Here is a 26218-nt window from a genome sequence, read left to right on the forward strand (position 1 = left end):
GCGCACACGGGGGCGCACCGACGTGCGGCGCGGCAGCGAAAACGCATCCGACGGGGGGCGCGAGAGACCCGGCTCGTAAGCTGGCGCACATGAACATCTGCGTCTTCTGCTCCGCCGCCGACCTCGACGACCGGTACGTCACCCCCGCCCGGCAGTTCGCCGAGCTGATCGGCAAGGGCGGCCATTCCCTGGTGTGGGGCGGTTCGGACACCGGCCTGATGAAGGTCATGGCCGACGGGGTGCAGGGCGCGGGCGGGCGGCTGATCGGCATCTCCGTGGAGTTCCTGGCGCACAAGGTGCGGGCGGGCGCGGACGAGATGATCGTCACCAAGGACCTCGCCGAGCGGAAGGCGCAGCTGCTGGAGCGCGCCGACGCCATCGTCATCATGGTCGGCGGCACGGGCACGCTGGACGAGGCCACCGAGATCCTGGAGCTGCGCAAACACGGGATGCACACCAAGCCGGTCGTGCTGCTCAACACCGCGGGTTTCTATGACGGGTTGAAGGAGCAGTTCCAGCGCATGGAGGCGGAGGGCTTCCTGCCGGTTCCGCTCACGGAGCTGGTGTTCTTCGCGGAGGACGGCGTCGGCGCGCTCGCCCACCTGGAGGAGCAGGCGGGCGTGCAGGGCTGACCTCTTCGCCCACGGTAATCGTGAGGCCGCCCGCCGGGACCGTGCGCGTCTGCGTACCGCTGACGTGCTCGTTAGGATCGGTGGCATGGGAACGCACTTGATCACGGGCGCAGGTTCGGGCATCGGAGCGGCGGTCGCGCGGCGGCTGCTGGAGCGCGGCGAGGAGTTGTGGCTGCTGGCCCGCGACGCCGGCCGGGCCAAGGAGCTGGCCGAGCGGTACCCGGGCGCCCGCACCCTCGTCGGCGACCTCGCCACCCCCGAGAAGCTGTCCTGGGCGCTCGGCAAGCAGCCGCTCCCGGAGCGCATCGACTCGCTCCAGCACATCGCCGGAGTCCTGGAACTGGGCGCCATCGGTGACCTGGGCGCCGCGTCCTGGCAGCGGCAGCTCGCCGCCAACCTCGTCTCGCCCGCCGAGCTGACCCGGCTGCTGCTGCCGCTGGTACGCGTCGCCCAGGGCCACGTCGTCTTCGTCAACTCCGGTGCCGGGCTGCACGCGAACCCCCAGTGGGGCGCGTACGCGGCGAGCAAGCACGGGCTCAAGGCGCTGGCCGACTCGCTGCGCGGCGAGGAGCACGAGAACGGCGTGCGGGTCACCTCGGTCTACCCGGGGCGCACGGCCACGCCGATGCAGGCGAGCACGCACCAGCAGGAGGGCAAGGACTACGACCCGTCCCGCTGGATCGACCCGGAGTCGGTCGCCACGGCCATCCTCACGGCCATCGACCTGCCGCGGGACGCGGAGATCAACGACCTCTCGGTGCGGCCGGGGCGCTGAGCGGCCCGGCCGCGGCGGAACGTTTTCCCGTCGGCTGACCCTCCGGTTCCCCGCGCCGCGGACGTACGCTGCACAGGTGACCACTGAAGCGAAGTCGACCGCGGCGGCGGGGTGCGGGTTCCGGGAGATCCGGGGACTCGTCACCGAACTGAGCCGTCGGATGGACGCCCATCAGCGCAGCCGGATCGCCGAACTGGAGCTGACGCCCACCCAGGCGAAGGCGCTGGAGGAACTGGGCGAGCCCAGAACGGCGCGGGAGCTGGCCGGGGTGTTGTGCTGCGAGCCGCCGAACGTCACCTACGTCATCTCCAAGCTGGAGAAACAGGGCATGGTCGTGCGGCAGCCGCATCCGCTGGACGGTCGGGCCAAGCAGCTGGTGCTGACCGAGGCGGGCCGGGAGCTGCGGCTGGATCTGCTGCGGCGGATGGGCGAGGCGTCGCCGCTCGACCATCTGTCGCACGACGAGCGCTCGGCGCTGCGCGACCAGCTGCTGCGGGCGCTGGACCGGAGCGGCGGCTGACCTGCGGAAGGCGGGCGTCCTGTACGGGCGTCCTGTACGGGCGTCCCGTACGGGAGCGAGGTCTCAGGGGTACCCCTGGGGCCTCGTTCGCGTTTTCCGGCACGTGACTCTGGGGCGGTTCCGTATACGTTGAGTAAAGTTATAGCTGTAACCATTGCTGGAGTGGATGACTACAGCTTTAAGTAAATCCATGATCACTGAAACGGCGGGCCCGCGACCGGCGGCGAGCGGAAAGACGGGCGCCACCGGCGCGGCGACGGGCGGGCCGCAGGCGCCCGCGCGCATGGGCGGCGGCTGGGCCCAACTCCTCGTCCTGGCGCTCGGGTTCGTGATGGCGAGCCTGGACACCGGCATCATGAACGTCGCGTCGAACGACCTGCGGGCCCGGCTCGGCCTGACCATGTCGGGACTCACCTGGGTCGTCGACGGCTACGTCCTCGCCTTCGCCTCGCTGCTGCTGCTCGCCGGATCGCTGGCCAAGCGGTTCGGTGCCCGCCGGATCTACCTCGCGGGCCTCGCGGTGTTCACCGCCGCCTCGCTGCTGGGCGCCGCCGCGCCGGACGGCGGCGTCCTGGTGGCGGCCCGCTTCCTCCAGGGCCTGGGGGCCGCCCTGTTCATGCCCAGCTCGCTGTCCCTGCTGATGCACGCCTTCCCGGAACCGGCGCGCCGGGCGAAGGTGCTCGGTATCTGGTCGGCGATCGTCTCGACGTCCGTCGGACTCGCCCCGTCGATCGGCGGCTTCCTGGTGGGCACGCTCGGCTGGCGCAGCATCTTCCTCGTCAACCTGCCCATCGGCATCCTGGCGCTGCTGCTCACCCGGCGGATCGTGGCACCGGTCCCCGGCCGCCGCGCGGCGCTCGGCGGCGCCGGACACCTGCTGGGACTGCTCGCCCTCGCCTCGCTGAGCTTCGGCCTCATCGAGGGGCCGGCCAAGGGCTGGGCCGCCCCCGGGGTCCTGGGCGCCTTCGCGGTCGCCGCCGTCGCCGCCGCCGGATTCGTCGTCCGCGAACGGGCCGCCAGGACCCCGGTCCTGCCGGTCGCGCTCTTCGCCGACAGCCGCTTCTCGGCCGCCAACGCGGTCGGCTTCCTCTTCAACTTCGCCTTCTACGGCGTGCTGTTCGTCCTCGGCCTCTTCCTCCAGACCGCACGCGGCGCCGGGCCCGTCACGGCGGGCCTCCAGATGCTGCCCGCCGTCCTGGTCATCCCGTTCGGCAACGTGCTCTACGCCAGGATCGGGCTGCGGGTCGGCAACCGCGCCGCCCTGGCCGCCTCGCTGGCCTTCTCGGCCGCCGGGTACGCCGTGCTCTTCCTGGTGCTCACACCGGAACTGCCGTACTGGGCGCTGGCGTCGGTCCTCGCGCTCACCAACTTCGCCAGCGGCGTCGCCTCGCCCGCGATGACCGGTGTGCTGATGGAGGCGGCCGGACGCGAGCACGCCGACATCGGCAGCGCGACCCTCAACGCCAACCGGCAGGTCGGCTCGCTCGTCGGGATCGCCGGGATGGGCGCGGTGCTGACTGCGGCGGGCGGCGGCTACCGGGGCGCCGCGTACGCCTTCGCCCTGACCGCGGTCGCGCTGGCGATCGCGGCGGTCGTGGGGTGGCTGGGGGTGCGGAGGCGGGGGTGACGGGAGCCCTCCCCGGCGGACAGCGCGCAAAATCCCAAACCGTACACAGTGCATCACTGTGATGCACCACGTTCCAGCTCACCCGTCACACGCGACTTCCGCCCCGCCGCATACGCTTCCGGGGTGAGCGAGAACAACACGTACGACGGGCAGGGCGCGGGCACCGCGGACGACGGCGGGCACCCCTGGGGTGCCGGGACGGCGACCGGGGTCGGGTCGATGCCGGGCGGTGACGCGCGGGAGGCGGCCAAGACCGTCACCGGTTCCCTGGAGACCTTCCCCCACCTGCCGGAACTGCCGGCCCGCGGCCCCGGCGCCGACATGATCGGGCGCACCATCGGGATGCTCGTCGAGCTCTACGCCCACGTGGAGCCCAGCGGCTGGCGGATCAGCGACCGGCCGGGACGCGACACCCGGCGCGCCCGCGCCTGGCTCGGCGAAGACCTCGACGCCCTGGAGGAGTTCACCCAGGGCTACGAAGGGCCGCTGAAGGTCTCCGCGGTCGGTCCGTGGACCCTGGCGAGCACCCTGGAGCTGCGCAACGGCGAGGCCGCCGTCAGCGACCCCGGCGCCTGCCGCGACCTCACGGCCTCCCTGGTGGAGGGGGTGCGCGGCCATCTCGCCGACGTACGGCGGCGGGTGCCGGGCGCCCGGGTCGTGCTCCAGCTCGACGAGCCGTCGCTCACCTCCGTGCTCCAGGGCCGGGTGAAGTCCGCCAGCGGCTACCGCACCCACCGGGCGGTGGACCGGGCCGTCGTCGAGGGCGCCCTGCGCGATCTCGTCGGGGTGGCGCAGGGCGGGCCCGTCGTCGTGCACTCGTGCGCGCCCGAGGTCCCGTTCGGGCTGCTGCGCAGGGCCGGGGTCGCGGGTGTCTCGTTCGATTTCTCGCTGCTCACCGAGCGTGAGGAGGAGGCGATCGGCGAGGCCGTGGAAGGGGGGACGGCCCTGTTCGCCGGTGTGGTGCCCGGCGTGGACGGCCGATTGTCAGACCCTGCCGGTAGCGTCATGGGTGTCAGGACGCTGTGGCGCAGGCTGGGGCTGAATCCGGGGACTCTCGCCGAGTCCGTGGTGGTCACCCCGTCGTGCGGGCTCGCGGGTGCTTCGCCCGCTTATGCCCGCTCGGTGCTTGCGCACTGTGTCCGGGCGGCGACATCGCTCGCAGACAACCCTGAGTGACCGCACTCAAGGACCACGGGAGGACAAGACGGTGGCTGGCGAACAGCACGCAGCGGCATCCGAGGTGCCCACGGCGGCGCGGGAGGAGCACGCGCAGCTCGCTGAGCAGATCGAGGAGCATCGCTTCCGCTACTACGTGAAGGACGCTCCGGTCGTCAGTGACGCGGAGTTCGACAAGCTGCTCCGCTCCCTGGAGGCCCTGGAGTCCGAGCATCCGGAACTGCGCACCCCGGATTCACCGACCCAGAAGGTCGCGGGCGCGTACGCCACGGAGTTCACCGAGGTCGAGCACCGCGAGCGGATGCTCTCGCTCGACAACGCCTTCGACGACGAGGAGTTGGCGGCCTGGGCCGAGCGGCTCGCCGGGGAGCTGGGCGGCGCGCCGAAGGAGGCCGGCTACCACTTCCTGTGCGAGCCGAAGGTGGACGGCCTCGCCGTCAACCTCACCTACGAAAAGGGCCGGCTGACCCGCGCCGCCACCCGCGGCGACGGCCGCACCGGCGAGGACATCACCCCCAACGTCCGCACCATCGCCGAGATCCCGCAACGCCTCACCGGCGAGCGGATCCCGGAGCTGGTCGAGGTCCGCGGGGAGGTGTACTTCCCGATGGAGAAGTTCCTCGAACTGAACGCCCGGCTGGTCGCCGACGGCAAGCCCCCGTTCGCCAACCCGCGCAACGCCGCCGCCGGTTCGCTCCGCCAGAAGGACCCCAAGGTCACCGCGACCCGCCCGCTCCACATGGTGGTGCACGGCATCGGCGCCCGCGAGGGCTTCGACATCGACTGCCAGTCGCACGCCTACGACCTGCTGCGGGAGTGGGGCCTGCCCACCGCACGGCACAACAAGGTCGTCGACTCCCTGCAAGGCGTACGCGAGTTCATCGCCCACTACGGCGACGCCGAGACCCGCCGCACGGCCGTCGAGCACGAGATCGACGGCGTCGTCGTCAAGCTCGACGAGATCCGGCTCCAGGGACGCCTCGGCTCGACCTCGCGGGCGCCGCGCTGGGCCATCGCCTGGAAGTACCCGCCCGAAGAGGTCAACACCAAGCTGGTCGACATCCGGGTGGGCGTCGGACGCACGGGCCGGGTCACGCCGTACGCGGTCGTGCAGCCGGTGACCGTGGCCGGCTCCGAGGTCGAGTTCGCGACGCTGCACAACCAGGACGTGGTCAAGGCCAAGGGCGTCTTCATCGGGGACACCGTCGTGATCCGCAAGGCGGGCGACGTCATCCCCGAGATCCTCGGCCCGGTCGTCGACCTCCGGGACGGCAGCGAGCGGGAGTTCGTGATGCCGGCCGACTGCCCCGAGTGCGGGACGCCGCTGCAGCCCGCCAAGGAAGGCGACATCGACCTGCGGTGCCCCAACGCCCGCTCCTGCCCCGCCCAGATCCGCGAGCGGCTGTTCTACCTCGCCGGCCGCAAGTGCCTCGACATCGAGAACTTCGGCTACGTCGCCGCCACCGCGCTCAGCCAGCCGCTGGAGCCCGCCGAACCGCCGGTCAAGGACGAGGGCGACCTCTTCGGCCTCTCCATCGAGCAGCTGCTGCCCATCAAGTCCCATGTCCTGGACCCGGATTCCGGTCTGCCCAAGCGCGACCCGGAGACCGGCGAGGAGAAAGTCGTCACCTTCTTCGCCAACCAGAAGGGCGAGCCGAAGAAGAACGCCCTCGCCATGCTGGAGAACATCCAGGCGGCCAAGGAACGCCCGCTGGCCCGGATCATCACCGGACTGTCGATCCGCCACGTCGGCCCGGTGGCCGCCGAGGCACTGGCCCGCGAATTCCGGTCGATCGACCGCATCCGGGACGCGAGCGAGGAGGAACTCGCCGCCGTGGACGGCGTCGCCGCCACCATCGCCACCTCCGTCAAGCAGTGGTTCGCCGACGAATGGCACCAGCAGATCATCGAGAAATGGCGGGCCGCCGGTGTCCGGATGGAGGAGGAAGACTCCGGTGACGAAGGCCCGAGGCTGCTGGAAGGCGTCACCGTCGTCGTAACGGGAACACTTCAGTCACACACCAGAGATGGCGCGAAAGAGGCCCTGCAGAGACTCGGGGCGAAGGTGACCGGTTCCGTTTCCAAGAAGACCGGATTCGTGGTGGTCGGGGACAACCCCGGCTCCAAGTACGACAAGGCCATGCAGCTGAAGGTCCCGGTACTCGACGACGACGGCTTCGCGGTGCTGCTGGAACAGGGTCCTGACGCGGCACGAGCGGTAGCGGTCACGCCACCTGAGGAAGAGTGAGATGTCACCCCTTCGGCGCATAGCAGAGAGATCCGGGTGGCCAGGTCGCATTCGGGCAACCGCGGCCGATCGCTGCCCGCGGTGGCCCTTCGCGGCCTACTGTTGAGGAGTGCGCCTGCCGTGGTGCGGGCACAGCCGGCTGTGAGAGGGATCGGAATGAAACCGACCGACAGCGCCGCTCCGGCGCCGCGGCTCCGCCGGGTTGTCGTGCCTGCGCTGCCCGCGGCCTTCGTCGTCGTGGCGGGCCTCGCGCTCGTCATCGCGGTGATCAGGACCCTGAGCGAAGGCGAAGCACTCTTCCCCGCGGGCACATCCGGCTGGTCGCTGGCCGTCCTCACCGGCATCATCGTCGGCCACCTGGTCGCCCTCGGCCGGGACCGCTGGTGGGGCGGCACGGGCTCCGGAGCCGCCCTCGCCCTCGCCGTCGTACTCCTCTACGGCCTGATGCCCGCGGTCCTGGTGAGCCTCGCCGTCGTCGTCCTCGTCGGCGCGGCCCGCCGGCACCGCTGGCGGCAGGCGGTGGTGCACGGCGCGGTGGACCTGCTGGGCATCGCCGCCGCCGCGCTCTGCCTCGCCGCGTTCGACACGGTGCCCACCGTCCGCCACCCCTGGCAGCCGCAGACCTGGGACCTCGGCGTGCTCCCCGAGGTGCTCGCGGCGGCGGCCGGGTATCTCCTCGTCACCCGCGCCCTGTTGTGGTGCTCGGTGCTCCCGCGCAACGGCGGACTGCCCACCATCACCCGCACCGCCATGACCCGCCAGGTACTGGTCGGCGTCGCGCTGGTGGGCATCGCCCCGCTGATCGCGGTCACCGCCGTCCACGCGCCGCTGCTGCTGCCGATGTTCGCGGTGCCGCTCATCGCCCTCGACTCCACCCTGTGGATCGCCCGCGCCCGCGCCGAGGAGCAGCTGCGCGACCCGCTGACCGGACTCCCCAACCGCCAGTGGCTCCTGGAGCGCACCTGGTCCGCGCTGGACGAGGCGGAACGCATCGGCGCCCGCTCCGCGCTGGTCCTCATCGACCTCGACCGCTTCCGCTCGGTCAACGACACCCTGGGCCATCTCGCGGGCGACCGCCTGCTGTTGCAGATCGCCGACCGCCTCCGGCACGCCCTGCCCCGGGGCGCGGAGGCCGCCCGGCTCGGCGGTGACGAGTTCGCGGTGCTGCTGCCCACCGCCGACTCGCTCACCAGCGCCCAGCGGGTGGCCCGCAATCTCGTCGCCGCCCTGGGGTCACCCCTCGACCTCGACGGCCTGACCCTCGTGCTCGAAGCGAGCGCGGGGGTCGCCGTCTTCCCGGACCACGCGCTGGACGCCGAGGGACTGCTGCGCCGGGCCGACGTCGCCATGTACCAGGCCAAGCGGGACCGCAGCGGCGTCGAGGTCTACGAAGCCAAGCGGGACGGCAACACCCCCGACCGCCTCGGCCTGTTGGGCGACCTGCGCCGCGCCCTGGACGCGGGCGACGTCGAACTGCACTACCAGCCCAAGGTCGGCTTCGACGGCCACGTCGCGGGCCTGGAGGCGCTGGTGCGCTGGGTGCACCCGGACCGCGGGAGAGTGCCACCCGACGAGTTCATCGCCATCGCCGAGTCCTCCGGCCTGATGCCCCGCCTGACCGAGTACGTCCTGGAGACCGCGCTCGCCCAGGTGGCACGCTGGCGCGCCATGGGCCTGGAGGTGCCGGTCGCGGTGAACGTCTCGCCGCGCGACGTCCACTCCCCGGGCTTCGCCGGCGCCGTCGCCGCCCGCCTGGCCCGGCACCGCGTCCCACCCGGAGCCCTCCAACTGGAGATAACCGAGCACGTCCTGCTGGAGGACCCGCAGCGAGCCGCCGACACCCTCGCCGGACTGACCGGCCACGGCGTGAAGATGTCCCTCGACGACTTCGGCACCGGCTACTCCTCCCTGGTCCACCTGCGCCGGCTGCCGGTCAGCGAGCTGAAGATCGACCGGTCCTTCGTGGCCCGCCTCGCGGTCGACAACGAGGACGCCGAGATCGTCCGCTGCACCCTCGACCTCGCCCACTCCCTCGGCCTGCTGGTGGTCGCCGAGGGAGTCGAGGACGACGAGACCTGGGAGCGGCTGCGCGACCTCGGCTGTGACGCCGTCCAGGGCTGGCTGGTGGCGGCGGCGATGCCGCCGGACGAGACCACGGCCTGGCTCCGCGCCCGCGGGGAGCACGGCTGGCACCGCGAATCGGAGACGGCCGCCCTGGCGGCGGAGAAGGCAGCTGAACGCCCTTCGGGACAGGTCCTGAACTGACCCGGCCTCCGGCCGTCCCGTGTCCCCGCTCCGATCGCACCCCCAGAAACCAGCTGCCGCCCGGCGCACCCCGGCCGCCGAGCGCCCCCGAGGCCGCGCCCCGCTCCGCGGAGACGTCCGACGACACTCAGCAGCGGCCCGGCGCCGACACCCCGGCGGCCGGCGACGACGGCGCGGATCCCCCGGGCACCGGCGACGTCCGTGAGGAGCCACCGCACACCGGTACCCCCTGACGGGCCCGGGGAGCCCCCGGCGGATCCGGGCGCCCCGCAGGGCGGTTCCGGCCTCTCCCGCCGGGCCCGCGGAGCCCCCGGGAAAGCCCTGCGCGATTCCTTTCGCGTACGCCATAGGATTGGGCCGTACAAACCCACGTAGGACTCCGAGAACCAGCAGAGGATCGCTGCATGCCTGGCATCACGCGCGAGGAGGTCTCTCACCTCGCCCGGCTGGCACGTCTGGAGCTGAAGGACGAAGAGCTCGACCACTTCGCCGGACAGCTCGACGACATCATTGGCGCGGTCGCCCGCGTCTCCGAGGTCGCCGACCAAGACGTCCCGCCGACCTCCCACCCGCTGCCCCTGACCAACGTCATGCGGGCGGACGAGGTCCGTCCGTCGCTGACCCCCGAGCAGGCGCTGTCCGGCGCCCCGGCCCAGGAGCAGCAGCGTTTCAAGGTGCCGCAGATCCTGGGGGAGGAGTGACCGACATGGCAGACCTGATCAAGCTCACCGCCGCCGAGATCGCGGCGAAGATCGCGTCCGGCGAGCTGACCGCCGTCGAGGTGACCGAGGCCCACCTGGCCCGCATCGAGGCCGTCGACGAGAAGGTGAACGCCTACCTCCACGTCGACCGCGAAGGCGCGCTGGCCCAGGCCCGTGCCGTCGACGAGAAGAAGGCCCGCGGCGAGAAGCTCGGCCCGCTGGCCGGTGTCCCGCTCGCGCTGAAGGACATCTTCACGACGCAGGACATGCCCACCACCGTCGGCTCGAAGATCCTCGAAGGCTGGATCCCGCCGTACGACGCGACGCTGACCAAGCGCCTCAAGGCCGCCGACGTCGTCATCCTCGGCAAGACCAACATGGACGAGTTCGCCATGGGGTCGTCGACCGAGAACAGCGCCTACGGCCCGACCGGCAACCCCTGGGACCTCACCAAGATCCCCGGCGGCTCCGGCGGCGGCTCCTCCGCGGCCCTCGCCTCCTACCAGGCGCCGCTCGCCATCGGCACGGACACCGGCGGCTCCATCCGCCAGCCCGCCGCCGTCACCGGCACGGTCGGCGTCAAGCCCACCTACGGCGGCGTCTCCCGCTACGGCATGGTCGCCTTCTCCTCCTCCCTCGACCAGGGCGGGCCCTGCGCCCGTACGGTCCTGGACGCGGCGCTGCTGCACGAGGTGATCGCCGGCCACGACGAGCTGGACTCCACCTCCATCGACGCGCCGGTCCCGGCCGTCGTCGAGGCGGCGCGGGGTGGCTCCGTCGCCGGGATGCGGGTCGGCGTCGTCAAGCAGTTCCGCGGTGACGGTTACCAGCCGGGCGTGCTCCAGCGGTTCGACGAGTCCGTCGAGCTGCTCAAGAGCCTCGGCGCCGAGATCGTCGAGCTGGACTGCCCGTCCTTCGACCTGGCGCTCTCCGCGTACTACCTGATCGCGCCGTCCGAGTGCTCGTCCAACCTCGCCCGCTTCGACGCCATGCGCTACGGCCTGCGGGTCGGCGACGACGGCACGAAGTCCGCCGAGGACGTCACCGCCCTCACCCGCGAGGCCGGCTTCGGCGACGAGGTCAAGCGCCGCATCATCCTCGGCACCTACGCGCTCAGCTCCGGCTACTACGACGCCTACTACGGCTCGGCGCAGAAGGTCCGCACCCTGATCACGCAGGACTTCGAGAAGTCCTTCGAGACGGTCGACGTCATCGTCTCGCCGACGACGCCCACCACCGCCTTCCCGATCGGTGAGCGCGCGGACGACCCGATGGCGATGTACCTCGCCGACCTGTGCACGATCCCGTCGAACCTGGCGGGCAACTCCGCCATGTCGCTGCCCTGCGGCCTGGCACCGGAGGACGGCCTGCCCGTCGGACTGCAGATCATCGCCCCCGCCATGAAGGACGACCGGCTCTACCAGGTCGGCTCCGCCGTCGAGGCGGCCTTCGTGGAAAAGTGGGGGCACCCGCTGCTGGAGGAGGCACCGTCACTGTGAGCGCAATGACCAAGAAGGCCAAGAACTTCAAGAAGTCCAAGTCCGGCGTCTACCTGTCGATCGGCACCACCGCGTTCGGCGCCCTCAGCGTCTTCAAGCAGGCGAAGATGGCACGCCAGGAGAACGACACGCTGCGACTGATCGACGCGGGTGTCTCCGCCGCGGCGATCGTCACCGGCCTGGCGATCCTCTACCGCGAACTGAAGCGCCTGGGCGACGACGACGTCCTGCTGGGCTGAGAGGGAAAGTTTCACCGTGACTGTCACTGACCTGGTGTCGTACGAGGACGCTCTCGCGGCGTACGACCCCGTCATGGGCCTGGAGGTCCATGTCGAGCTCGGCACCAAGACCAAGATGTTCTGCGGGTGTGCGACCACGCTGGGCGCCGACGCCAACGCGCAGACCTGCCCCACCTGCCTGGGCCTGCCCGGCTCGCTCCCGGTCGTCAACGCGATCGGCGTCGAGTCGGCCATCAAGATCGGCCTGGCGCTGAACTGCTCCATCGCCGAATGGTGCCGCTTCGCCCGGAAGAACTACTTCTATCCGGACATGCCGAAGAACTTCCAGACCTCCCAGTACGACGAGCCGATCGCCTTCGACGGCTACCTCGACGTACAGCTGGAGGACGGCGAGGTCTTCCGGGTGCAGATCGAGCGCGCCCACATGGAGGAGGACACCGGCAAGTCCACCCACGTCGGCGGCGCGACCGGCCGTATCCACGGCGCCTCGCACTCCCTCCTGGACTACAACCGCGCCGGCATCCCGCTGATCGAGATCGTCACCAAGCCGATCGAGGGCGCCGGCGAGCGGGCCCCCGAGGTCGCCAAGGCGTACGTCGCCGAACTGCGCGAGCTGATCAAGGCGCTGGGTGTCTCCGAGGCCCGCATGGAGATGGGCCAGATGCGCTGCGACGTGAACCTCTCGCTGCGCCCGAACGGCACCGAGAAGCTCGGTACCCGCTCGGAGACGAAGAACGTCAACTCGCTGCGTTCGGTGGAGCGGGCCGCCCGGTTCGAGATCCAGCGGCACGCCGCGGTGCTCTCCTCCGGCGGCACCATCGTCCAGGAGACCCGGCACTTCCACGAAGAGGACGGCTCGACGACGGCCGGCCGCATCAAGGACAACGCCGAGGACTACCGCTACTTCCCCGAGCCGGACCTGGTGCCGGTGGCCCCCTCGCGCGAGTGGGTCGAGGAACTGCGGGCCGCGCTGCCTGAGCTGCCGCGACTGCGCCGCAACCGCCTGCGCGAGGAGTGGGGCGTCTCCGAGCACGACATGCAGTCGATCCTCAACGCCGGTGCGGTCGACCTGATCGTCGCCACGACCGACGCGGGCGCGGACTCCGCATCCGCCCGCAAGTGGTGGATGGGCGAACTGGCCCGCCGCGCCAACGAGGACGGCGTGGACCTCGCCGCCCTGCCGATCACCCCGGTGCAGGTCGCCAGGGTGGCCGCGCTGGTCGCCGACGGCTCCCTCAACGACAAGCTGGCCCGCCAGGCCATCGAGGGTGTGCTGGCCGGCGAGGGCGACCCGGACACCGTCGTCGAGAAGCGCGGCCTGAAGGTCGTCTCCGACGAGGGCGCCCTGGGCACCGCCGTCGACGAGGCCATCGCGGGCAACGCCGCCATCGCCGACAAGATCCGCGGCGGCAAGGTCGCGGCGGCCGGTGCGCTGGTCGGCGCGGTCATGAAGGCCACCCGCGGCCAGGCCGACGCGGCCCGGGTCCGTGAACTCATCCTGGAGCGCCTCGGCGTGACGGAAGGCTGAGCACAGCCGGGAAGCACCACGGAAGCGGCCGTTCTCCTCCGGGAGGACGGCCGCTTCCGCGTTCCGTCCGTCCGTACCGGCCGGGCGGGAATGCCCGGGGCGGGTGCCCGTGCTGTGATCGGGGGAGAGGCCCTGCCGCGGACGCGGGCGGGGCCACCACACTTCGGACAGTGGAGGAACGGTGCAGCAGCACGCTCTTGCTTCGCGGATCGGCCGGATCGGTGTCTGGCACGGCGGCCTCAGCCGCGTGTCGGCGGCACAGGCCAGGGAGGCCGCCGCCGAGATCGAGCAACTCGGCTACGGCGCCCTGTGGTTCGGTGAGGGCCCGGGGTCGGAGGCGATCAGCCAGGCCGCGCTGCTGCTGTCCGCCACCGAGCGGATCACGGTCGCCACCGGCATCGCCAACATCTGGGTCCGTGACGCGTCGGCCGCGTCCGCCGCCGCGCACAACCTGGCCGCGGCGTACGACGGGCGCTTCCTGCTCGGTCTGGGCGCGAGCCACGCGCCGCTGGTCGACCAGCGCGGGCACACCTACGCCAAGCCGCTCGCGGCCGTCCGCGCGTACCTCGACGCGATGGACGCCGCCCCGTACGTCGGCCCGGCCGTGGATCCGGCCCCGGCCCGGGTGCTGGCCGCGCTCGGCCCGAAGATGCTGGAGCTGGCGGCGGCGCGGGCGGCCGGCGCCCACCCGTACTTCGTGACCACGGAGCACACCGCCCGCGCCCGTGAGGTCCTCGGCGCGGGCCCGCTGCTCGCCCCCGAACAGGCCGTACTCCTGGAGACCGACCCGGAGAAGGCCCGTTCGCTGGCCCGTGCCCAGCACACGCGGTTCTACCTGGAGCTGCCGAACTACACCGGCAATCTGCGCCGGTTCGGATTCGGTGACGAGGACTTCGCGAACGGCGGCAGCGACCGGCTGGTGGACGCGATCGTGGCCTGGGGCGACGTCGACGCGATCCGGCGCCGCGTCCAGGAGCACCACGACGCGGGCGCCGACCACGTGTCCGTCCAGCCGATCGCCGCCGACGGCCTGGGGCTTGAGCAACTGCGGGAGCTGGCACCGGCGTTGCGGGAAGGCTGACCCGCCCCGCCGGGGGCGGCGGACCGCCGTCGGGCGTGCCGCGCACGGCACCCCGTCGGCGGTTCCCACCGTCCGGCGGTCTCCGGCCCGGTCACGTGTTCCCAAAGTTGTCACCTCGATACCTATCGCCCGTCACAGCCGTCCACTACCGTCCCCGTCGCACCATCTCAATGGGCTGACCGAAGACCATTGACTGTCGACTGGGAGGTCGGGCGTGACATCGGAGGTATCTCGCAGGCGGGTACTGGGAGTTGGCGCCGCCGCGGCGGGGGCGGCGGTCGCCGGATCGCTGCTGCCGCCGTCGCTTCAGGAGGCGCTGGCCGCCGACGCGGCACGGCCCGCTCGTGGCGCGGGCGACATGCGTGACATCAGGCACGTCGTCGTGCTGATGCAGGAGAACCGTTCCTTCGACCACTACTTCGGCATGCTGCGCGGGGTACGCGGCTTCGCCGACCGCAACGCCGTCGAACTGCCCGGCGGGCGCACCGTCTACGAGCAGCCAGGGGCGCTGGGGATCGGCACCGTCCTGCCCTTCCCGGTCCGCACGGCCGCCGCCGCGCAGAACAAGGACCTCCAGTACATAGGGGCGCTCAACCACGAATGGGACGGCGGTTCCAAGGCGTGGAACGGCGGCTGGATGAACAACTGGGTCACCGCCAAGACCGCCGCCACCATGGCCCACTACGACCGGCAGGACGTCCCCCTGCACTACGAACTCGCCGACACCTTCACCGTCTGCGACGCCTACCACTCGTCGATCCACTCCTCCACGAGCCCCAACCGCAACCACCTGGTCAGCGGCTGGACCGGCTTCGAACCCGGCACCGGCAAGCGCGCGGTCGGCAACGACGCGTACGAGGAGGACACCCACACCGGCTACACCTGGACGACCTACCCCGAGCGGCTGGAGAAGGCCGGCCACAGCTGGCGGGTCTACCAGGAGTGGGACAACTTCACCGACAACAACCTGGAGTTCTACGCCAGCTTCAAGGCGGTCGCGAAGAAGGCGCTGGCGAAGGTCGGCGGCGTGTCGAACATGACCGCCTTCTACGGCAAGGTGGCGGGCGCCGCGGCGGACGAACGCACCCGGCTGCTGGGGCTGCTGGAGGACGGCGTCAAGGCGCTCGGGCGCGCGGACCGCAGCCTGTTCGAGCGGGCGCTGCGGCGCGGCGAGCCCGACACCACGGCCACCGCCTTCGCCGCCGACGTGGCGAGCGGCAAGCTGCCCGAGGTGTCGTACATCGTGCCGTCGGCCGCCGATTCCGAACACCCCGGCTCCTCGTCGCCGGTCGAGAGCGCCACCATCGTCTACAAGGTGCTGGACGCACTCGGCAAGAACCCGGACGTCTGGCGGCACACCGCGCTGTTCCTCACCTACGACGAGAACGACGGCTTCTTCGACCACGTACCGCCGCCGGTGCCGCCCGCCGGGACCGACGGCGAGTTCTGGGACGGGAAGCCGACGGGCCTGGGCATGCGGGTGCCGATGATCGTCATCTCGCCCTGGACGGTCGGCGGTTACGCCTGCTCGCAGCTCTTCGACCACACCTCGATCACCCGCTTCCTGGAACGGTGGACAGGGGTGCGGGAGCCCAACATCAGCGCCTGGCGGCGGACCGTCTGCGGCGACCTCACCGGCGCGTTCGACTTCTCGCGCGGGCGCCGGCAGCCGTCGGTGGAACGGCCGGGCGCGATCCCGCCGTTCAGCGGCCGCTGGGCGCCGCGCCCGCCGGCCGACCAGGCGCTGCCCCAGCAGGAGCACGGCAACCGCCCGGCCAGGCCGCTGCCCTACCAGCCGGACGCCGACGGCGGTCTCGACGCGGGCGCCGCCCTTTTCCGGATGGCGGTGCGCAACCGCGGCGCCGCCTCCGCCCACTTCGCACTCCACCCGTACGCCGGGGAGTACGAGACGCCGCAGCACCGCGACGTGACCGGCACCGGGAGCTGGGACGTGCCGGTCAAGGACGGGGCGTACCGTTTCACCGTCACCGGACCGAACGGCTTCCGGCGGGAGTTCGCCGGCCACGGCACGGGCGCGGCGGCCGGTGCCCAGGTCCGTACCCGCATCGACGCGGACCGCAGGGAGATCCACCTGACCGTCGTCAACGGCGGCGCGGCCGACCTCACCGTCACCCTCGCCCCGCTCGCCTACGGGGACGCCGCGCCGCGCACCCTGAAGGTGAAGGCCGGCGGCACCCGCACCGTCGCGCACCCGGCGGCGGACGCGCACGGCTGGTACGACCTCGCCCTCACCGCCGCCGAGGACACCTCCTTCCGCCGCCGCCTCATGGGACACATCGAGAACGGCACGGAGTCGGTCACCGGCTGAACCGGGCGGGCGCGCGGCTGACCAGCGGCGGGACAGCGGCCGGCCGGCGCGCGCCCGCCGCCCGCCGCCGCCACGCGCCCCCGCGCCGTCCCTCTCTCATCCGACTCTCAGACGCGACCCCTACGGTCGCGCACATGGGAACGACCAGGACGACCGACGAGCGCGCCGCAACGCGAACCGACGACCCGTCCGTGCCGGCCGAGGCCGCCACGGACGCGGAGGGGAAGACCACCGCAGAGCCGGACACCGGCGCCGCCACCGAGAAGGGGACAGAGGAGCCCGCCGCGGCGGCCGGACACGACGAGGACAGCGGCCTCGACGGCCTCGACGACGGTGCGGACGTGACCGCGCACGACGACGAGGACGCCCTTGACGACACCGCCCCGGTGAAGCCCACCGCCGGTGTCGGGTTCGGCGCGGGCGCGGTCGTCGCCGCCGGGCTCGGCCTCGCCTCCGTCACCGGCACCTGGCTCGGCACGCTGCTGGCCGAACGGCAGACCCTGCTCGGCCAGATCAAGCTCCAGTCGGGCAAGGCCACCGACCAGATCGCCACCGTCTACGGTGCGCCCTGGCACACCACCGCCCTGGTCAACGGCCTGTTCGCGCTGCTCGCCGTGATCATCGGCGGCGCCGTGCTGCTCAACCGCCCGCGCGCCGCCTGGATGCGCGCCGTCGCCTGGGGCGGCCTGGCACTCGGCGTCCTGGGCATCCTCATCTCCGCCGGGATGTACTTCGACGTCCTGGCGAGCCTGCCCAGCCTCCCCAAGGCCCCCGCGGCGCCGGGGTCCTGAGGACCGCAGGCCCGTCAACCGCTCCGCAGCCAAGGCCCGCCGGCTCGCCCGGCGGGCCTCGGCCGTGTCCGCGGCGGCCCAGGCCCTCCCGCCGGAGTGCTCAGGTCACCTTCAGGTGCAGAATCCGGTCGTCGCCCTTGTGCGGCTCGCCCCGCCCGTCGGTGTTGCCCGTGACCAGCCACAACGACCCGTCCTCCGCGGCCACCACGGTCCGCAGCCGCCCGTACGTGCCCTTCAGGAAGGCCCGCGGCGCCGCCACCGGCTTCGTCCCGTCCAGCGGGATCCGCCACAGCCGTTCGCCGCGCAGCCCCGCCATCCAGACCGAGCCCTTGGCGTACGCGATGCCGCTGGGCGAGGCGTCCGACGTCTTCCATTGCGCGACCGGATCCGTGAAACCGGAGCCGCCCGCACCGCCATCGGCCTTCCCCTCCCGCTCCGGCCAGCCGTAGTTGCGGCCCGACGCGATGAGGTTCAGCTCGTCCCAGGTGTCCTGCCCGAACTCCGAGGCCCACAGCCGGTCGTGGCCGTCCCAGGCGAGACCCTGGACATTGCGGTGACCGTAGTCGTACACCACCGAATCCGCCTCGGGGTTGCCGTGCACGGGCTCGCCGTCCGGCGTCATCCGCAGGATCTTGCCGGCCGGCGACTCCTTGTCCTGGGCGAGCCCCTTGTCGCCGGTCTCGCCGGTACCGGCGTAGAGCATCTTGTCCGGGCCGAACGCGATCCGGCCGCCGTTGTGGATGTGGCCCTTGGGGATGCCCCGCAAGACGGTGTCGGGCGCGCCCAGTTGGTCGCCAGCGGGCCGCTTCGCGTCGTAGATCATGCGGGCGATGCGGTTGTCGGACTCGGTGGTGAAATACGCGTAGACCTGGTGGTCGGCGCCGAACGTGGCGGACACCGCGAGCCCCAGCAGGCCCCCTTCGCCGCCCGGTGACACCCCCGGAACCGAGCCCAGTGCGGTCTTCCTGCCGTCGTCAGCGGCGATCCGGTAGATCCGGCCGGTGTCCCGGGAGCCGACCAGCAGGTCGCCGCCCGGCAGCAGGGCCACGCCCCAGGGCGAGTCGAGGCCGGTGGCCAGGGTGCCGGTCACCTGCACCGATCCTGTGGCGGGCGGCGCGGACGACGAAGGGCCCGGACGCGCGGAGCCCTTCGCGCCGGGAGAAGGGCCGTCCTTGCCGGGCTGCGCGCCGCCGGCGGAGCAGCCCGCCGCCAGCAGCAGCGAAGCCGCGGTCAACACGACGGTCAGGGAACGGTGTTGCACGGCAGGGTCCTCTCGTCGGCGGAGCGGGACAAGGACACCACATCGCGCGCGCCGACGCCGGACGCCGCGGGCCGGCGGGGGCGGTGTCGCCGCGGACACCCATCGGACAGGCCCGGGTCAGTACCACGACCCACGGGCCGGCGGCAGCGAGGCGATCTCCACCAGGTCGGCGCGATCCAGCACCAGGTCGGCGGCCTTGGCGTTCTGCGCGGCCCAGCGCTCCTTCTTCGTCCCCGGCACCGGCACCACGTGCCGCCCCTGCGCCAGCACCCACGCCAGCGCGACCTGGCCCGGTGTCGCGCCGTGCCGCGCACCCACCCGGCGCAGCCCGGCCACCACAGGCTGGTTCGCCGCCATCATCTCGGCGGTGAACCGCGGGTGCCTGGCCCGCAGGTCCTCCGGCTCGAAGCCCTGCCCCGGGGTGAGGGTGCCGGTCAGGTAGCCGTTGCCCAGCGGCATCGCCGCCAGGAATCCGACACCGCGCGACTCGCACCACGGCAGCAGCTCCTCCAGCGCGTCGGGCGACCACACCGACAGCTCCGCCTGCACGCTGCTGACCGGGAAGACCTGCTGGATGCGCTCCAGTTGGCGCAGCGTCCCGTCGTGCGTCCGCGACCGGAAGCGCCGCCCGGCGCCCGCCGCCTGCCGGTCGGCGCGGGTCGGCCGCAGCGCGCGGGCGCCCACGGCGCACAGCCCCAGCGAGCGCACCTTGCCGGCGGCCACCAGTTCCGCCATCGCGCCCCAGGTCTCCTCTATCGGGACCTCGGGATCGGCGCGGTGCAGCTGGTAGAGATCGATCCGGTCGGTCCGCAGCCGGCGCAGCGAGGCGTCACAGGCCCGTTTCACATAGCCGGGTCTGCCGTTGGCCACGATGTGCTGCTCGCCGGCCAGCAGCCCGCACTTGGTCGAGACGAAGGCGTCCGCCCGCCGTTCCTTGAGCGCCCGGCCCACCAGCAGCTCGTTGGTGAACGGCCCGTACATGTCGGCGGTGTCCAGCAGGCTGCACCCCCGGTCGAGCGCGGCGTGCACGGCCCGCAACGAGCCGTCCAAGCTCCGCTGCGACTCGGTGTACCCCCAGTTCATCGGCATGCAGCCGAGCCCGATTGCGCCCACTTCGAGGGCCGCCGCACCGATTGTCCTGCGCTCCACCTGGTCGTGCCTCCGTCCCCTCGCCCCCGGTCAAGGGCCAGACCAAACTAACGTCTGAAGTGAACGTCTCTTCGCATAGCCTCGGGCCATGGCAACCGCAGACCCGCGCACCGACGCGATGGACGTATGGCTTCCGATCCCGCCCGACGAGATCGAGGGCCTTCCCGAAGGACTGCACTACGTCCACTGGGACGCCGGTCCCGACTACCCGGCCGATCCCGCCCGGTGCGCGTTCTACGCCGTCCCCTATATGAAGGGTGCAGAACCGTCACTGCGGCCACTGCCGCTGATGACCCGGGTCCGTGTGGTGCAGACCCTGACCGCGGGGGTCGAGCACATGCTGCCCGCGCTGCCCCAACTGCCGCCCGGCACCCAGCTGTGCAACGCCCGCGGACTGCACGACGCCAGCACGGCGGAGCTGGCCCTGACCCTGATCCTGGCGGCACTGCGCGGTGTGCCCGACTTCGTGCGCGCCCAGGACGCGGGGGAGTGGCAGCCGGCCTTCCGGCCCGCGCTCGCCGACAAATCCGTCCTCATTGTGGGGTATGGGTCGATCGGCAGTGCCATCGAGGACCGGCTCACTCCCTTCGAGTGCGCGCGGGTCACACGCATCGCGCGCACCGCCCGTGAGACCGTGCGCGGTCCAGTGCATCCACTGTCCGCCCTGTCCGCCCTCTTGCCCGACGCCGATGTGGTGGTGCTGGCCACTCCGCTCACCGACGAGACCCGTGGCCTGGTCGGACGTGATTTCCTGGCGCGCATGAAGGACGGCGCATTGCTGGTGAACATCGCACGCGGCCGGGTCGTCGACACGGACGCGCTGCTCGCCGAGCTGACCTCGGGACGGCTGCGTGCGGCGCTCGACGTCACCGATCCGGAACCTCTGCCCGCCGGACACCCTCTGTGGCACGCTCCCGGCGTGCTCATCACTCCACACGTCGGGGGCCCCAGCTCTGCCTTCCTGCCCCGCGCGAAGCGCCTTCTGCGGGACCAGTTGCGGCTTTTCGCCGCCGGGGAGCCGATACGGAACGTGGTCGCCACATCCGACCGGAATGCTTGCGCGTAGCGCTACGGGTCCGTACGAATGCACGGAGTGTGCACAAACACCGCCATCGTCACGCTCCGTAGAAGTGCTATGTCCCTGAGTGACCGTTCTGGTGTATCGTCCCGGTCGTGGACGGCGTCGCAGAGCCGGCGGCGCCCGCGAAGGATCCGGAACTCGAGGGGGGCGACGGCGATGTACGGCCGATGGACGAATCGCGAGACGCGCGATCCACGAGCACCGAGGGGGATATGGCGACAGCCCCCGATGTGCCGACCACGTCGCCACCACGCCGGTGTGCACGGGAGGGCCCGGTGAGCGCCCCGGGCGCGGTGCTCTCCCGGCCGCCGGTCCAGGCGGGCGGACCGCCGAGCCTGGTGCCGCAGATCGCACTCGCGGGGATCTGCGGCGGTTACGCCGTGGGCGCCGCCCTCGGCTGGGGGTCTCCCCAAGTCGCCAAGTTCATGGGTGACTTCGGCCTCAGCTTCGCCGCGCTGGTGGCGGCCGTCTCCTGCGGCCTGTACGCCCGCAAGCGCGACACCCGCCTCCGCCCCGCATGGGTACTCTTCGCCGGCTCCTCGGGGATGGCCGCCTTCGGCAACGGCGTATGGGGCTGGTACGAAGTCGTGCAGGGGACCGCGGTCCCCAGCCCCTCCCTGGCGGACTTCTGCTTCCTGCTGTTCGCTCCACCCGCGATCATCGGCCTCCTGGTGCTCGCCAAACGGCCGGTGACCAAAGCCGGCTGGATCTGTCTCGCCCTGGACGCCTGGCTGATCGGCGGCTCGCTGCTCACCCTGTCCTGGAGCCTGGCCCTCGCGCACACCGCCCACTTCCCGGGCCGCAGCGTCGCCCAGTGCGCGCTGGCGCTGGCCTACCCGCTGCTGGACATCGTGCTGGTCAGCATGGTGCTCGCACTGCACTTCCGGCGGGCGTCCGTGCACCGCTCGGCCGTCAACACCGCCATCGCCGCCCTGGCGTTGACGGTGCTGTGCGACGCCCTCTTCACCTCACCGCTGCTGCGCGAGCACTACCGCTCGGGCCAGATCCTGGACGCCGGCTGGTTCGCCGGGTCGATACTCCTCGCCTACGCGCCCTGGGTCATCCGGCGCGCGCCCGGCGACCTCGGCGGCGACGACCGCGCCACCCGCCAGGCCCGCAGGCCCCAGACCCCCGCAGGCCGCCCGATCGCGGGCTCGCTGGCCGCGCTGGCCCCGTATCTCGCCGCCGGCGTGTGCACCCTGGGCATCCTCACCAACGTCCTGGACGGCCACCGCCTCGACCACGTCGTGCTCTTCACCGGCTGCACCGTCGTACTCGCCCTGGTCGTACGCCAGGGCATCATGCTGCTCGACAACCTCACGCTGACCCAGGAACTGGCCCAGAAGGAGAACCACTTCCGCTCCCTGGTCCAGGGGTCGAGCGACGTCATCATGATCGCCGCGCCCACCGGTGTGCTGCGCTACGTCAGCCCGGCGGCGGCCGGGGTCTACGGCCGCGACGCGGAGGAACTGGTCGGCTCCGAACTCGCCTCCCTGATCCACCCCGAGGACCTGGGACGCGTCGTCCACGAGGTCCGCAGATTCCTCGCCGCCCCACCGGACGTCGAGCCCACCACCCGTATCGAGTGCCGTTTCCGTGCCGGTGCGCGGCGCTCCGGAGGCGACGGCTGGCTGAACGTCGAGTCCACGGTCAACCGCCACCACGGCGGCCTGATCTTCAACTCCCGTGACGTCACCGAGCGCGTCCGCCTCCAGGCCCAGCTCCAGCACAACGCCTCGCACGACGCGCTCACGGACCTGCCCAACCGCGCCCTGTTCACCGAACGCGTCAGCAAGGCGCTCACCGGCCGCCGGGCCGGCGACCACGACACCGCCGTGCTCTACATCGACCTCGACGGCTTCAAGCAGGTCAACGACACCATCGGGCACCAGGCCGGCGACGAGCTGCTGATCCAGGCGGCCAAGCGGCTCGGCGATTCGGTGCGTGCCGGTGACATAGCGGCCAGGCTCGGGGGCGACGAATTCGCCGCGCTGATCACGGGCGACGGAACCTGCGACCCGTCGGCCCGCGAGTTCCGGATCCACGAGATCGCCGACCGGCTGCGCATCAAGCTCTCCGAGCCCTACCGCATCGACGGCCGGGACGTCAGGGTCGCCGCGAGCATCGGCGTGGCCTTCGCCGAGCCCGGCGTCACCCCGGCCGGGCTGATGCGCAACGCCGACCTCGCCATGTACCGCGCCAAGCAGGCGGGCAAGGGCCGGGTCGAGCTGTACGCGCCGCAGATGCAGGCCGAGGTGGCCCGCCGCGCCGAACTCGCCACCAAGCTCCGCACCGCGCTGCACGAAGGCGAGTTCACGCTGCTGCACCAGCCCGTGGTCGAGCTGGCCACCGGCCGGGTCACCGCCGTCGCCGCGCACACCCGATGGCGCTCCGTCCAGGGCATCCTGTTCACCCCGGCCGAATTCCTGCGGGTCGGCGACCGCGGCCGGACCGCCGAGGAGGGGGACCGCACCGCCGAGCTGTGCCGCTGGCAGCTCGAAGCGGCCGTCGAACAGGCCGCGGCCAGGCACCGCGCCGGCCATCAGGTCCCGGTCGCGGTCCGCCTCTCCGCCCGCCGTCTGCTGGACCGCGCGCTGCCGCCCAAGAGCATCGAGTCCCTGCTCGCCCGGCACGCCCTGCCCTCGGGCGCCCTCGTCCTGGAGCTGTCCGACAGCGACCCGAGGATCCCGCTCGACGAACTGGAGCGCCGCCTGGTCGCCCTGCGGCGGGCCGGCGTACGGATCGCGCTCGACGGCTTCGGGAGCGGGTACGCCGCCATCAGCGCCCTGCGCCGGCTGCCCATCGACGTGCTCCGCCTGGACCGTGGTCTCGTCGACGGCGTAGTCGAATCCGCCCGGCTGCACAAGATCACTTCCGGCCTGCTGCGGATCGCGTCCGATCTCGGGATGCAGTCGGTCGCCGACGGCGTCGACCTGCCCGAACAGGTCCTCGCGCTGCGCGCCATGGGCTGCACGCACGGCCAGGGCGTGGCCTTCTCCGGGCCGCTCGACGAGCACCGGCTGCGGCGGGCCCTGACGCGCGACTCCTACCCGCTGCCGGCCCTGTCGGGAGAGGGGCGTGCCGTGGTGCTCTCGGGCAGCAGGCTGCCGGTGCGGCACGGCGGTCTGGCCGGCCCCGATGCCCTGGTCCATCCCCCGCTGCGCCCAAATAGTGAGACCTCCGTCCCACCCACTTGACACTCATGTGGCGCCGGGGGGAGGGTCAGTGCCATGCGCACCCGAATTCTCGTACTTGGAAAGCGCGTCGGCTGAAGCTGGGCATCGAAGAAGCCCACTTGAACGCACCCGACGCGCTCCCCTCGCTTGCCTCCCGGCACGAGGGGTTTTTTGTTGCATCGCAACCTCACAAATCCCGCCAAAACCCTCAGCTTCGAGAAGAGACGCAGATGACCGAGCAGGCCGCCCCGGGGGCCCACCATCCGCAGCCGCGGACCCGTCACTCCGGCGGACCGCAGCCGACCGCCGCCGTCGAGCACGTCACGGGTGCGCAGTCCCTCATTCGTTCGCTGGAGGAGGTCGGGGCCGACACCGTGTTCGGCATTCCCGGCGGTGCGATCCTTCCGGCGTACGACCCGATGATGGATTCCTCGAAGGTCCGGCACGTCCTGGTGCGCCACGAGCAGGGTGCGGGGCACGCCGCCACCGGGTACGCGCAGGCCACCGGCAAGGTCGGGGTGTGCATGGCGACCTCCGGGCCGGGTGCCACCAATCTCGTCACGCCGATCGCCGACGCGCACATGGACTCCGTCCCGCTGGTCGCCATCACCGGGCAGGTCGCCTCGGCAGCCATCGGCACGGACGCCTTCCAGGAGGCGGACATCTGCGGCATCACGATGCCGATCACCAAGCACAACTTCCTGGTGACCGACCCGCTGGAGATCCCGCGGACGATCGCGGAGGCGTTCCACATCGCGTCCACGGGCCGCCCGGGTCCTGTCCTGGTTGACATCGCCAAGGACGCCCTCCAGTCGAAGACCACCTTCAGCTGGCCGCCGCACACCGAACTGCCCGGCTACCGCCCGGTGACCAAGCCGCACGCCAAGCAGATCCGCGAGGCCGCCCGGCTGATCGTGGAGTCCAAGCGGCCGGTGCTGTACGTCGGCGGCGGGGTCATGAAGTCCGGTGCCACCGCCGAGCTGAAGGTGCTCGCCGAGCTGACCGGCGCGCCCGTCACCACCACCTTGATGGCGCTCGGCTCCTTCCCCGACAACCACCCCCAGCACGTCGGCATGCCCGGCATGCACGGCGCGGTCACCGCCGTCACCGCCCTCCAGAAGTCGGACCTGCTGATCACCCTCGGCGCCCGCTTCGACGACCGTGTCACCGGCAAGCTGGACTCCTTCGCCCCGTACGCCAAGGTCGTGCACGCGGACATCGACCCGGCGGAGATCGGCAAGAACCGGATGGCGGACGTGCCGATCGTGGGTGACGCCCGTGAGGTCATCGCCGACCTGATCGTCGCGGTCCAGGCGGAGCACGACGCAGGCCACAAGGGTGACTACCGCGCCTGGTGGAAGGACCTCAACCGCTGGCGCGAGACCTACCCGTTGGGCTACGACCTGCCCGACGACGGCAGCCTCTCGCCGCAGCAGGTCATCGAGCGGCTCGGCAAGCTGGCCCCCGAAGGCACCATCTACGCGGCGGGTGTGGGCCAGCACCAGATGTGGGCCGCCCACTTCATCGACTACGAACAGCCCTCGACGTGGCTCAACTCCGGCGGCGCCGGCACGATGGGCTACGCCGTCCCGGCGGCGATGGGCGCCAAGGCGGGGAAGCCGGACCGCACGGTGTGGGCGATCGACGGCGACGGCTGCTTCCAGATGACCAATCAGGAGCTGGTCACCTGCGCGCTGAACAACATCCCGATCAAGGTCGCGATCATCAACAACGGTGCGCTGGGCATGGTCCGCCAGTGGCAGACGCTCTTCTACAACCAGCGTTACTCCAACACCGTGCTGCACAGCGGCCCCGGCGAGGAGGCGGGCGGCGAGAAGCCCCGCGGCACCCGCATCCCCGACTTCGTGAAGCTGTCCGAGGCGATGGGCTGCGTCGCGCTGCGCTGTGAGGACCCGGCCGAGCTGGACGCCGTCATCGCCAAGGCCAACGCCATCAACGACCGCCCGGTGGTGGTCGACTTCATCGTCCACGAGGACGCCCAGGTCTGGCCGATGGTGGCCGCCGGCACCTCCAACGACGAGGTCATGGCCGCCCGGGGCGTGCGTCCCGACTTCGGCGACCACGACGACGACTGAGCCCAGGACGTCACGGACGCACGGAAGAAGAGAGAAGACCGACC

At 71.8% G+C, this 26218-nt stretch carries 19 protein-coding genes; 17 read left to right on the forward strand and 2 right to left on the reverse strand.

Translation table 11 applies throughout. The features are described from left to right. The first annotated feature begins 89 nt into the window (after positions 1-89). The 14 genes from ACIBK8_RS02465 to ACIBK8_RS02530 all read left to right on the forward strand — a co-directional run bounded on the left by ACIBK8_RS02465 (position 90) and on the right by ACIBK8_RS02530 (position 17411). Positions 90-632, forward strand: a complete 543-nt coding sequence (locus tag ACIBK8_RS02465; protein ID WP_399039636.1) for a TIGR00730 family Rossman fold protein — start codon at positions 90-92, stop codon at positions 630-632. Positions 633-717: 85 nt separating this feature from the next. Continuing rightward, complete coding sequence (locus ACIBK8_RS02470) at positions 718-1407, forward strand: SDR family oxidoreductase (RefSeq protein WP_393682267.1); 690 nt, start codon at positions 718-720, stop codon at positions 1405-1407. Between the two features lie 76 nt (positions 1408-1483). Continuing rightward, positions 1484-1927: a MarR family winged helix-turn-helix transcriptional regulator gene (locus ACIBK8_RS02475; RefSeq protein WP_399039637.1), complete on the forward strand. Its 444-nt coding sequence runs from the start codon at positions 1484-1486 to the stop codon at positions 1925-1927. Positions 1928-2117: 190 nt separating this feature from the next. Next, on the forward strand, positions 2118-3554 hold the full coding sequence (locus tag ACIBK8_RS02480) for an MFS transporter (protein ID WP_399039638.1): 1437 nt from the start codon (positions 2118-2120) through the stop codon (positions 3552-3554). A gap of 219 nt (positions 3555-3773) precedes the next feature. Further along, a complete protein-coding gene (locus tag ACIBK8_RS02485; protein ID WP_399039792.1) occupies positions 3774-4730 on the forward strand; it encodes a methionine synthase in 957 nt (318 codons plus the stop codon). A 31-nt stretch (positions 4731-4761) separates the two neighbouring features. After that, the gene (ligA, locus tag ACIBK8_RS02490) at positions 4762-6978 is read left to right on the forward strand and encodes an NAD-dependent DNA ligase LigA (protein WP_399039639.1); all 2217 of its coding nucleotides are present in this window, start codon (positions 4762-4764) and stop codon (positions 6976-6978) included. Positions 6979-7134: 156 nt separating this feature from the next. Continuing rightward, positions 7135-9243 (forward strand): putative bifunctional diguanylate cyclase/phosphodiesterase, encoded by a 2109-nt coding sequence (locus ACIBK8_RS02495; protein ID WP_399039640.1) that lies wholly within the window; start codon positions 7135-7137, stop codon positions 9241-9243. A 404-nt stretch (positions 9244-9647) separates the two neighbouring features. Continuing rightward, complete coding sequence (gatC, locus tag ACIBK8_RS02500; protein ID WP_345085978.1) at positions 9648-9944, forward strand: Asp-tRNA(Asn)/Glu-tRNA(Gln) amidotransferase subunit GatC; 297 nt, start codon at positions 9648-9650, stop codon at positions 9942-9944. Between the two features lie 5 nt (positions 9945-9949). After that, on the forward strand, positions 9950-11443 hold the full coding sequence (gene gatA / locus ACIBK8_RS02505) for an Asp-tRNA(Asn)/Glu-tRNA(Gln) amidotransferase subunit GatA (RefSeq protein WP_399039641.1): 1494 nt from the start codon (positions 9950-9952) through the stop codon (positions 11441-11443). A 5-nt stretch (positions 11444-11448) separates the two neighbouring features. Beyond that, entirely contained in the window at positions 11449-11682 is a 234-nt protein-coding gene (locus ACIBK8_RS02510) for a hypothetical protein (protein ID WP_393683001.1), read from the forward strand. Positions 11683-11698: 16 nt separating this feature from the next. Further along, positions 11699-13210: an Asp-tRNA(Asn)/Glu-tRNA(Gln) amidotransferase subunit GatB gene (gene gatB / locus ACIBK8_RS02515; RefSeq protein WP_399039642.1), complete on the forward strand. Its 1512-nt coding sequence runs from the start codon at positions 11699-11701 to the stop codon at positions 13208-13210. Positions 13211-13391: 181 nt separating this feature from the next. After that, a complete protein-coding gene (locus ACIBK8_RS02520; RefSeq protein ID WP_399039643.1) occupies positions 13392-14291 on the forward strand; it encodes a TIGR03620 family F420-dependent LLM class oxidoreductase in 900 nt (299 codons plus the stop codon). A gap of 214 nt (positions 14292-14505) precedes the next feature. Further along, on the forward strand, positions 14506-16620 hold the full coding sequence (locus ACIBK8_RS02525) for a phosphocholine-specific phospholipase C (RefSeq protein WP_399039644.1): 2115 nt from the start codon (positions 14506-14508) through the stop codon (positions 16618-16620). A 134-nt stretch (positions 16621-16754) separates the two neighbouring features. Next, positions 16755-17411, forward strand: coding sequence for a hypothetical protein (locus tag ACIBK8_RS02530; protein ID WP_399039645.1), 657 nt, complete (start codon positions 16755-16757; stop codon positions 17409-17411). Positions 17412-17511: 100 nt separating this feature from the next. On the opposite strand, the gene ACIBK8_RS02535 is transcribed toward ACIBK8_RS02530, so the two are convergent. Both ACIBK8_RS02535 and ACIBK8_RS02540 read right to left on the reverse strand, forming a co-directional pair. Continuing rightward, on the reverse strand, positions 17512-18672 hold the full coding sequence (locus tag ACIBK8_RS02535; protein WP_399039646.1) for a PQQ-dependent sugar dehydrogenase: 1161 nt from the start codon (positions 18670-18672) through the stop codon (positions 17512-17514). Between the two features lie 117 nt (positions 18673-18789). Further along, entirely contained in the window at positions 18790-19821 is a 1032-nt protein-coding gene (locus tag ACIBK8_RS02540) for an aldo/keto reductase (RefSeq protein WP_399039647.1), read from the reverse strand. A gap of 88 nt (positions 19822-19909) precedes the next feature. Here ACIBK8_RS02540 and ACIBK8_RS02545 point away from each other — a divergent pair, with 88 nt between their 5' ends. The 3 genes from ACIBK8_RS02545 (at position 19910) to ACIBK8_RS02555 (ending at position 26174) form a co-directional block, all read left to right on the forward strand. After that, on the forward strand, positions 19910-20887 hold the full coding sequence (locus ACIBK8_RS02545; protein WP_399039648.1) for a 2-hydroxyacid dehydrogenase: 978 nt from the start codon (positions 19910-19912) through the stop codon (positions 20885-20887). Positions 20888-21177: 290 nt separating this feature from the next. Then, entirely contained in the window at positions 21178-24099 is a 2922-nt protein-coding gene (locus ACIBK8_RS02550; protein ID WP_399039649.1) for a putative bifunctional diguanylate cyclase/phosphodiesterase, read from the forward strand. 209 nt (positions 24100-24308) lie between these two features. Beyond that, positions 24309-26174 (forward strand): acetolactate synthase large subunit, encoded by a 1866-nt coding sequence (locus ACIBK8_RS02555; protein WP_399039651.1) that lies wholly within the window; start codon positions 24309-24311, stop codon positions 26172-26174. The last annotated feature ends 44 nt before the right edge of the window (positions 26175-26218 follow it).

This window comes from Streptomyces sp. NPDC050161, from assembly GCF_044460025.1.
Lineage (GTDB): Bacteria > Actinomycetota > Actinomycetes > Streptomycetales > Streptomycetaceae > Streptomyces.

Coding starts and splice junctions, on each gene's coding strand:
- ACIBK8_RS02465 (WP_399039636.1), top strand. CDS start 90: ATGAACATCTGCGTCTTCTGCTCCGCCGCCGACCTCGACGACCGGTAC.
- ACIBK8_RS02470 (WP_393682267.1), top strand. CDS start 718: ATGGGAACGCACTTGATCACGGGCGCAGGTTCGGGCATCGGAGCGGCG.
- ACIBK8_RS02480 (WP_399039638.1), top strand. CDS start 2,118: ATGATCACTGAAACGGCGGGCCCGCGACCGGCGGCGAGCGGAAAGACG.
- ACIBK8_RS02485 (WP_399039792.1), top strand. CDS start 3,774: ATGCCGGGCGGTGACGCGCGGGAGGCGGCCAAGACCGTCACCGGTTCC.
- ACIBK8_RS02495 (WP_399039640.1), top strand. CDS start 7,135: ATGAAACCGACCGACAGCGCCGCTCCGGCGCCGCGGCTCCGCCGGGTT.
- gatC (WP_345085978.1), top strand. CDS start 9,648: ATGCCTGGCATCACGCGCGAGGAGGTCTCTCACCTCGCCCGGCTGGCA.
- gatA (WP_399039641.1), top strand. CDS start 9,950: ATGGCAGACCTGATCAAGCTCACCGCCGCCGAGATCGCGGCGAAGATC.
- ACIBK8_RS02510 (WP_393683001.1), top strand. CDS start 11,449: ATGACCAAGAAGGCCAAGAACTTCAAGAAGTCCAAGTCCGGCGTCTAC.
- ACIBK8_RS02530 (WP_399039645.1), top strand. CDS start 16,755: ATGGGAACGACCAGGACGACCGACGAGCGCGCCGCAACGCGAACCGAC.
- ACIBK8_RS02545 (WP_399039648.1), top strand. CDS start 19,910: ATGGCAACCGCAGACCCGCGCACCGACGCGATGGACGTATGGCTTCCG.
- ACIBK8_RS02555 (WP_399039651.1), top strand. CDS start 24,309: ATGACCGAGCAGGCCGCCCCGGGGGCCCACCATCCGCAGCCGCGGACC.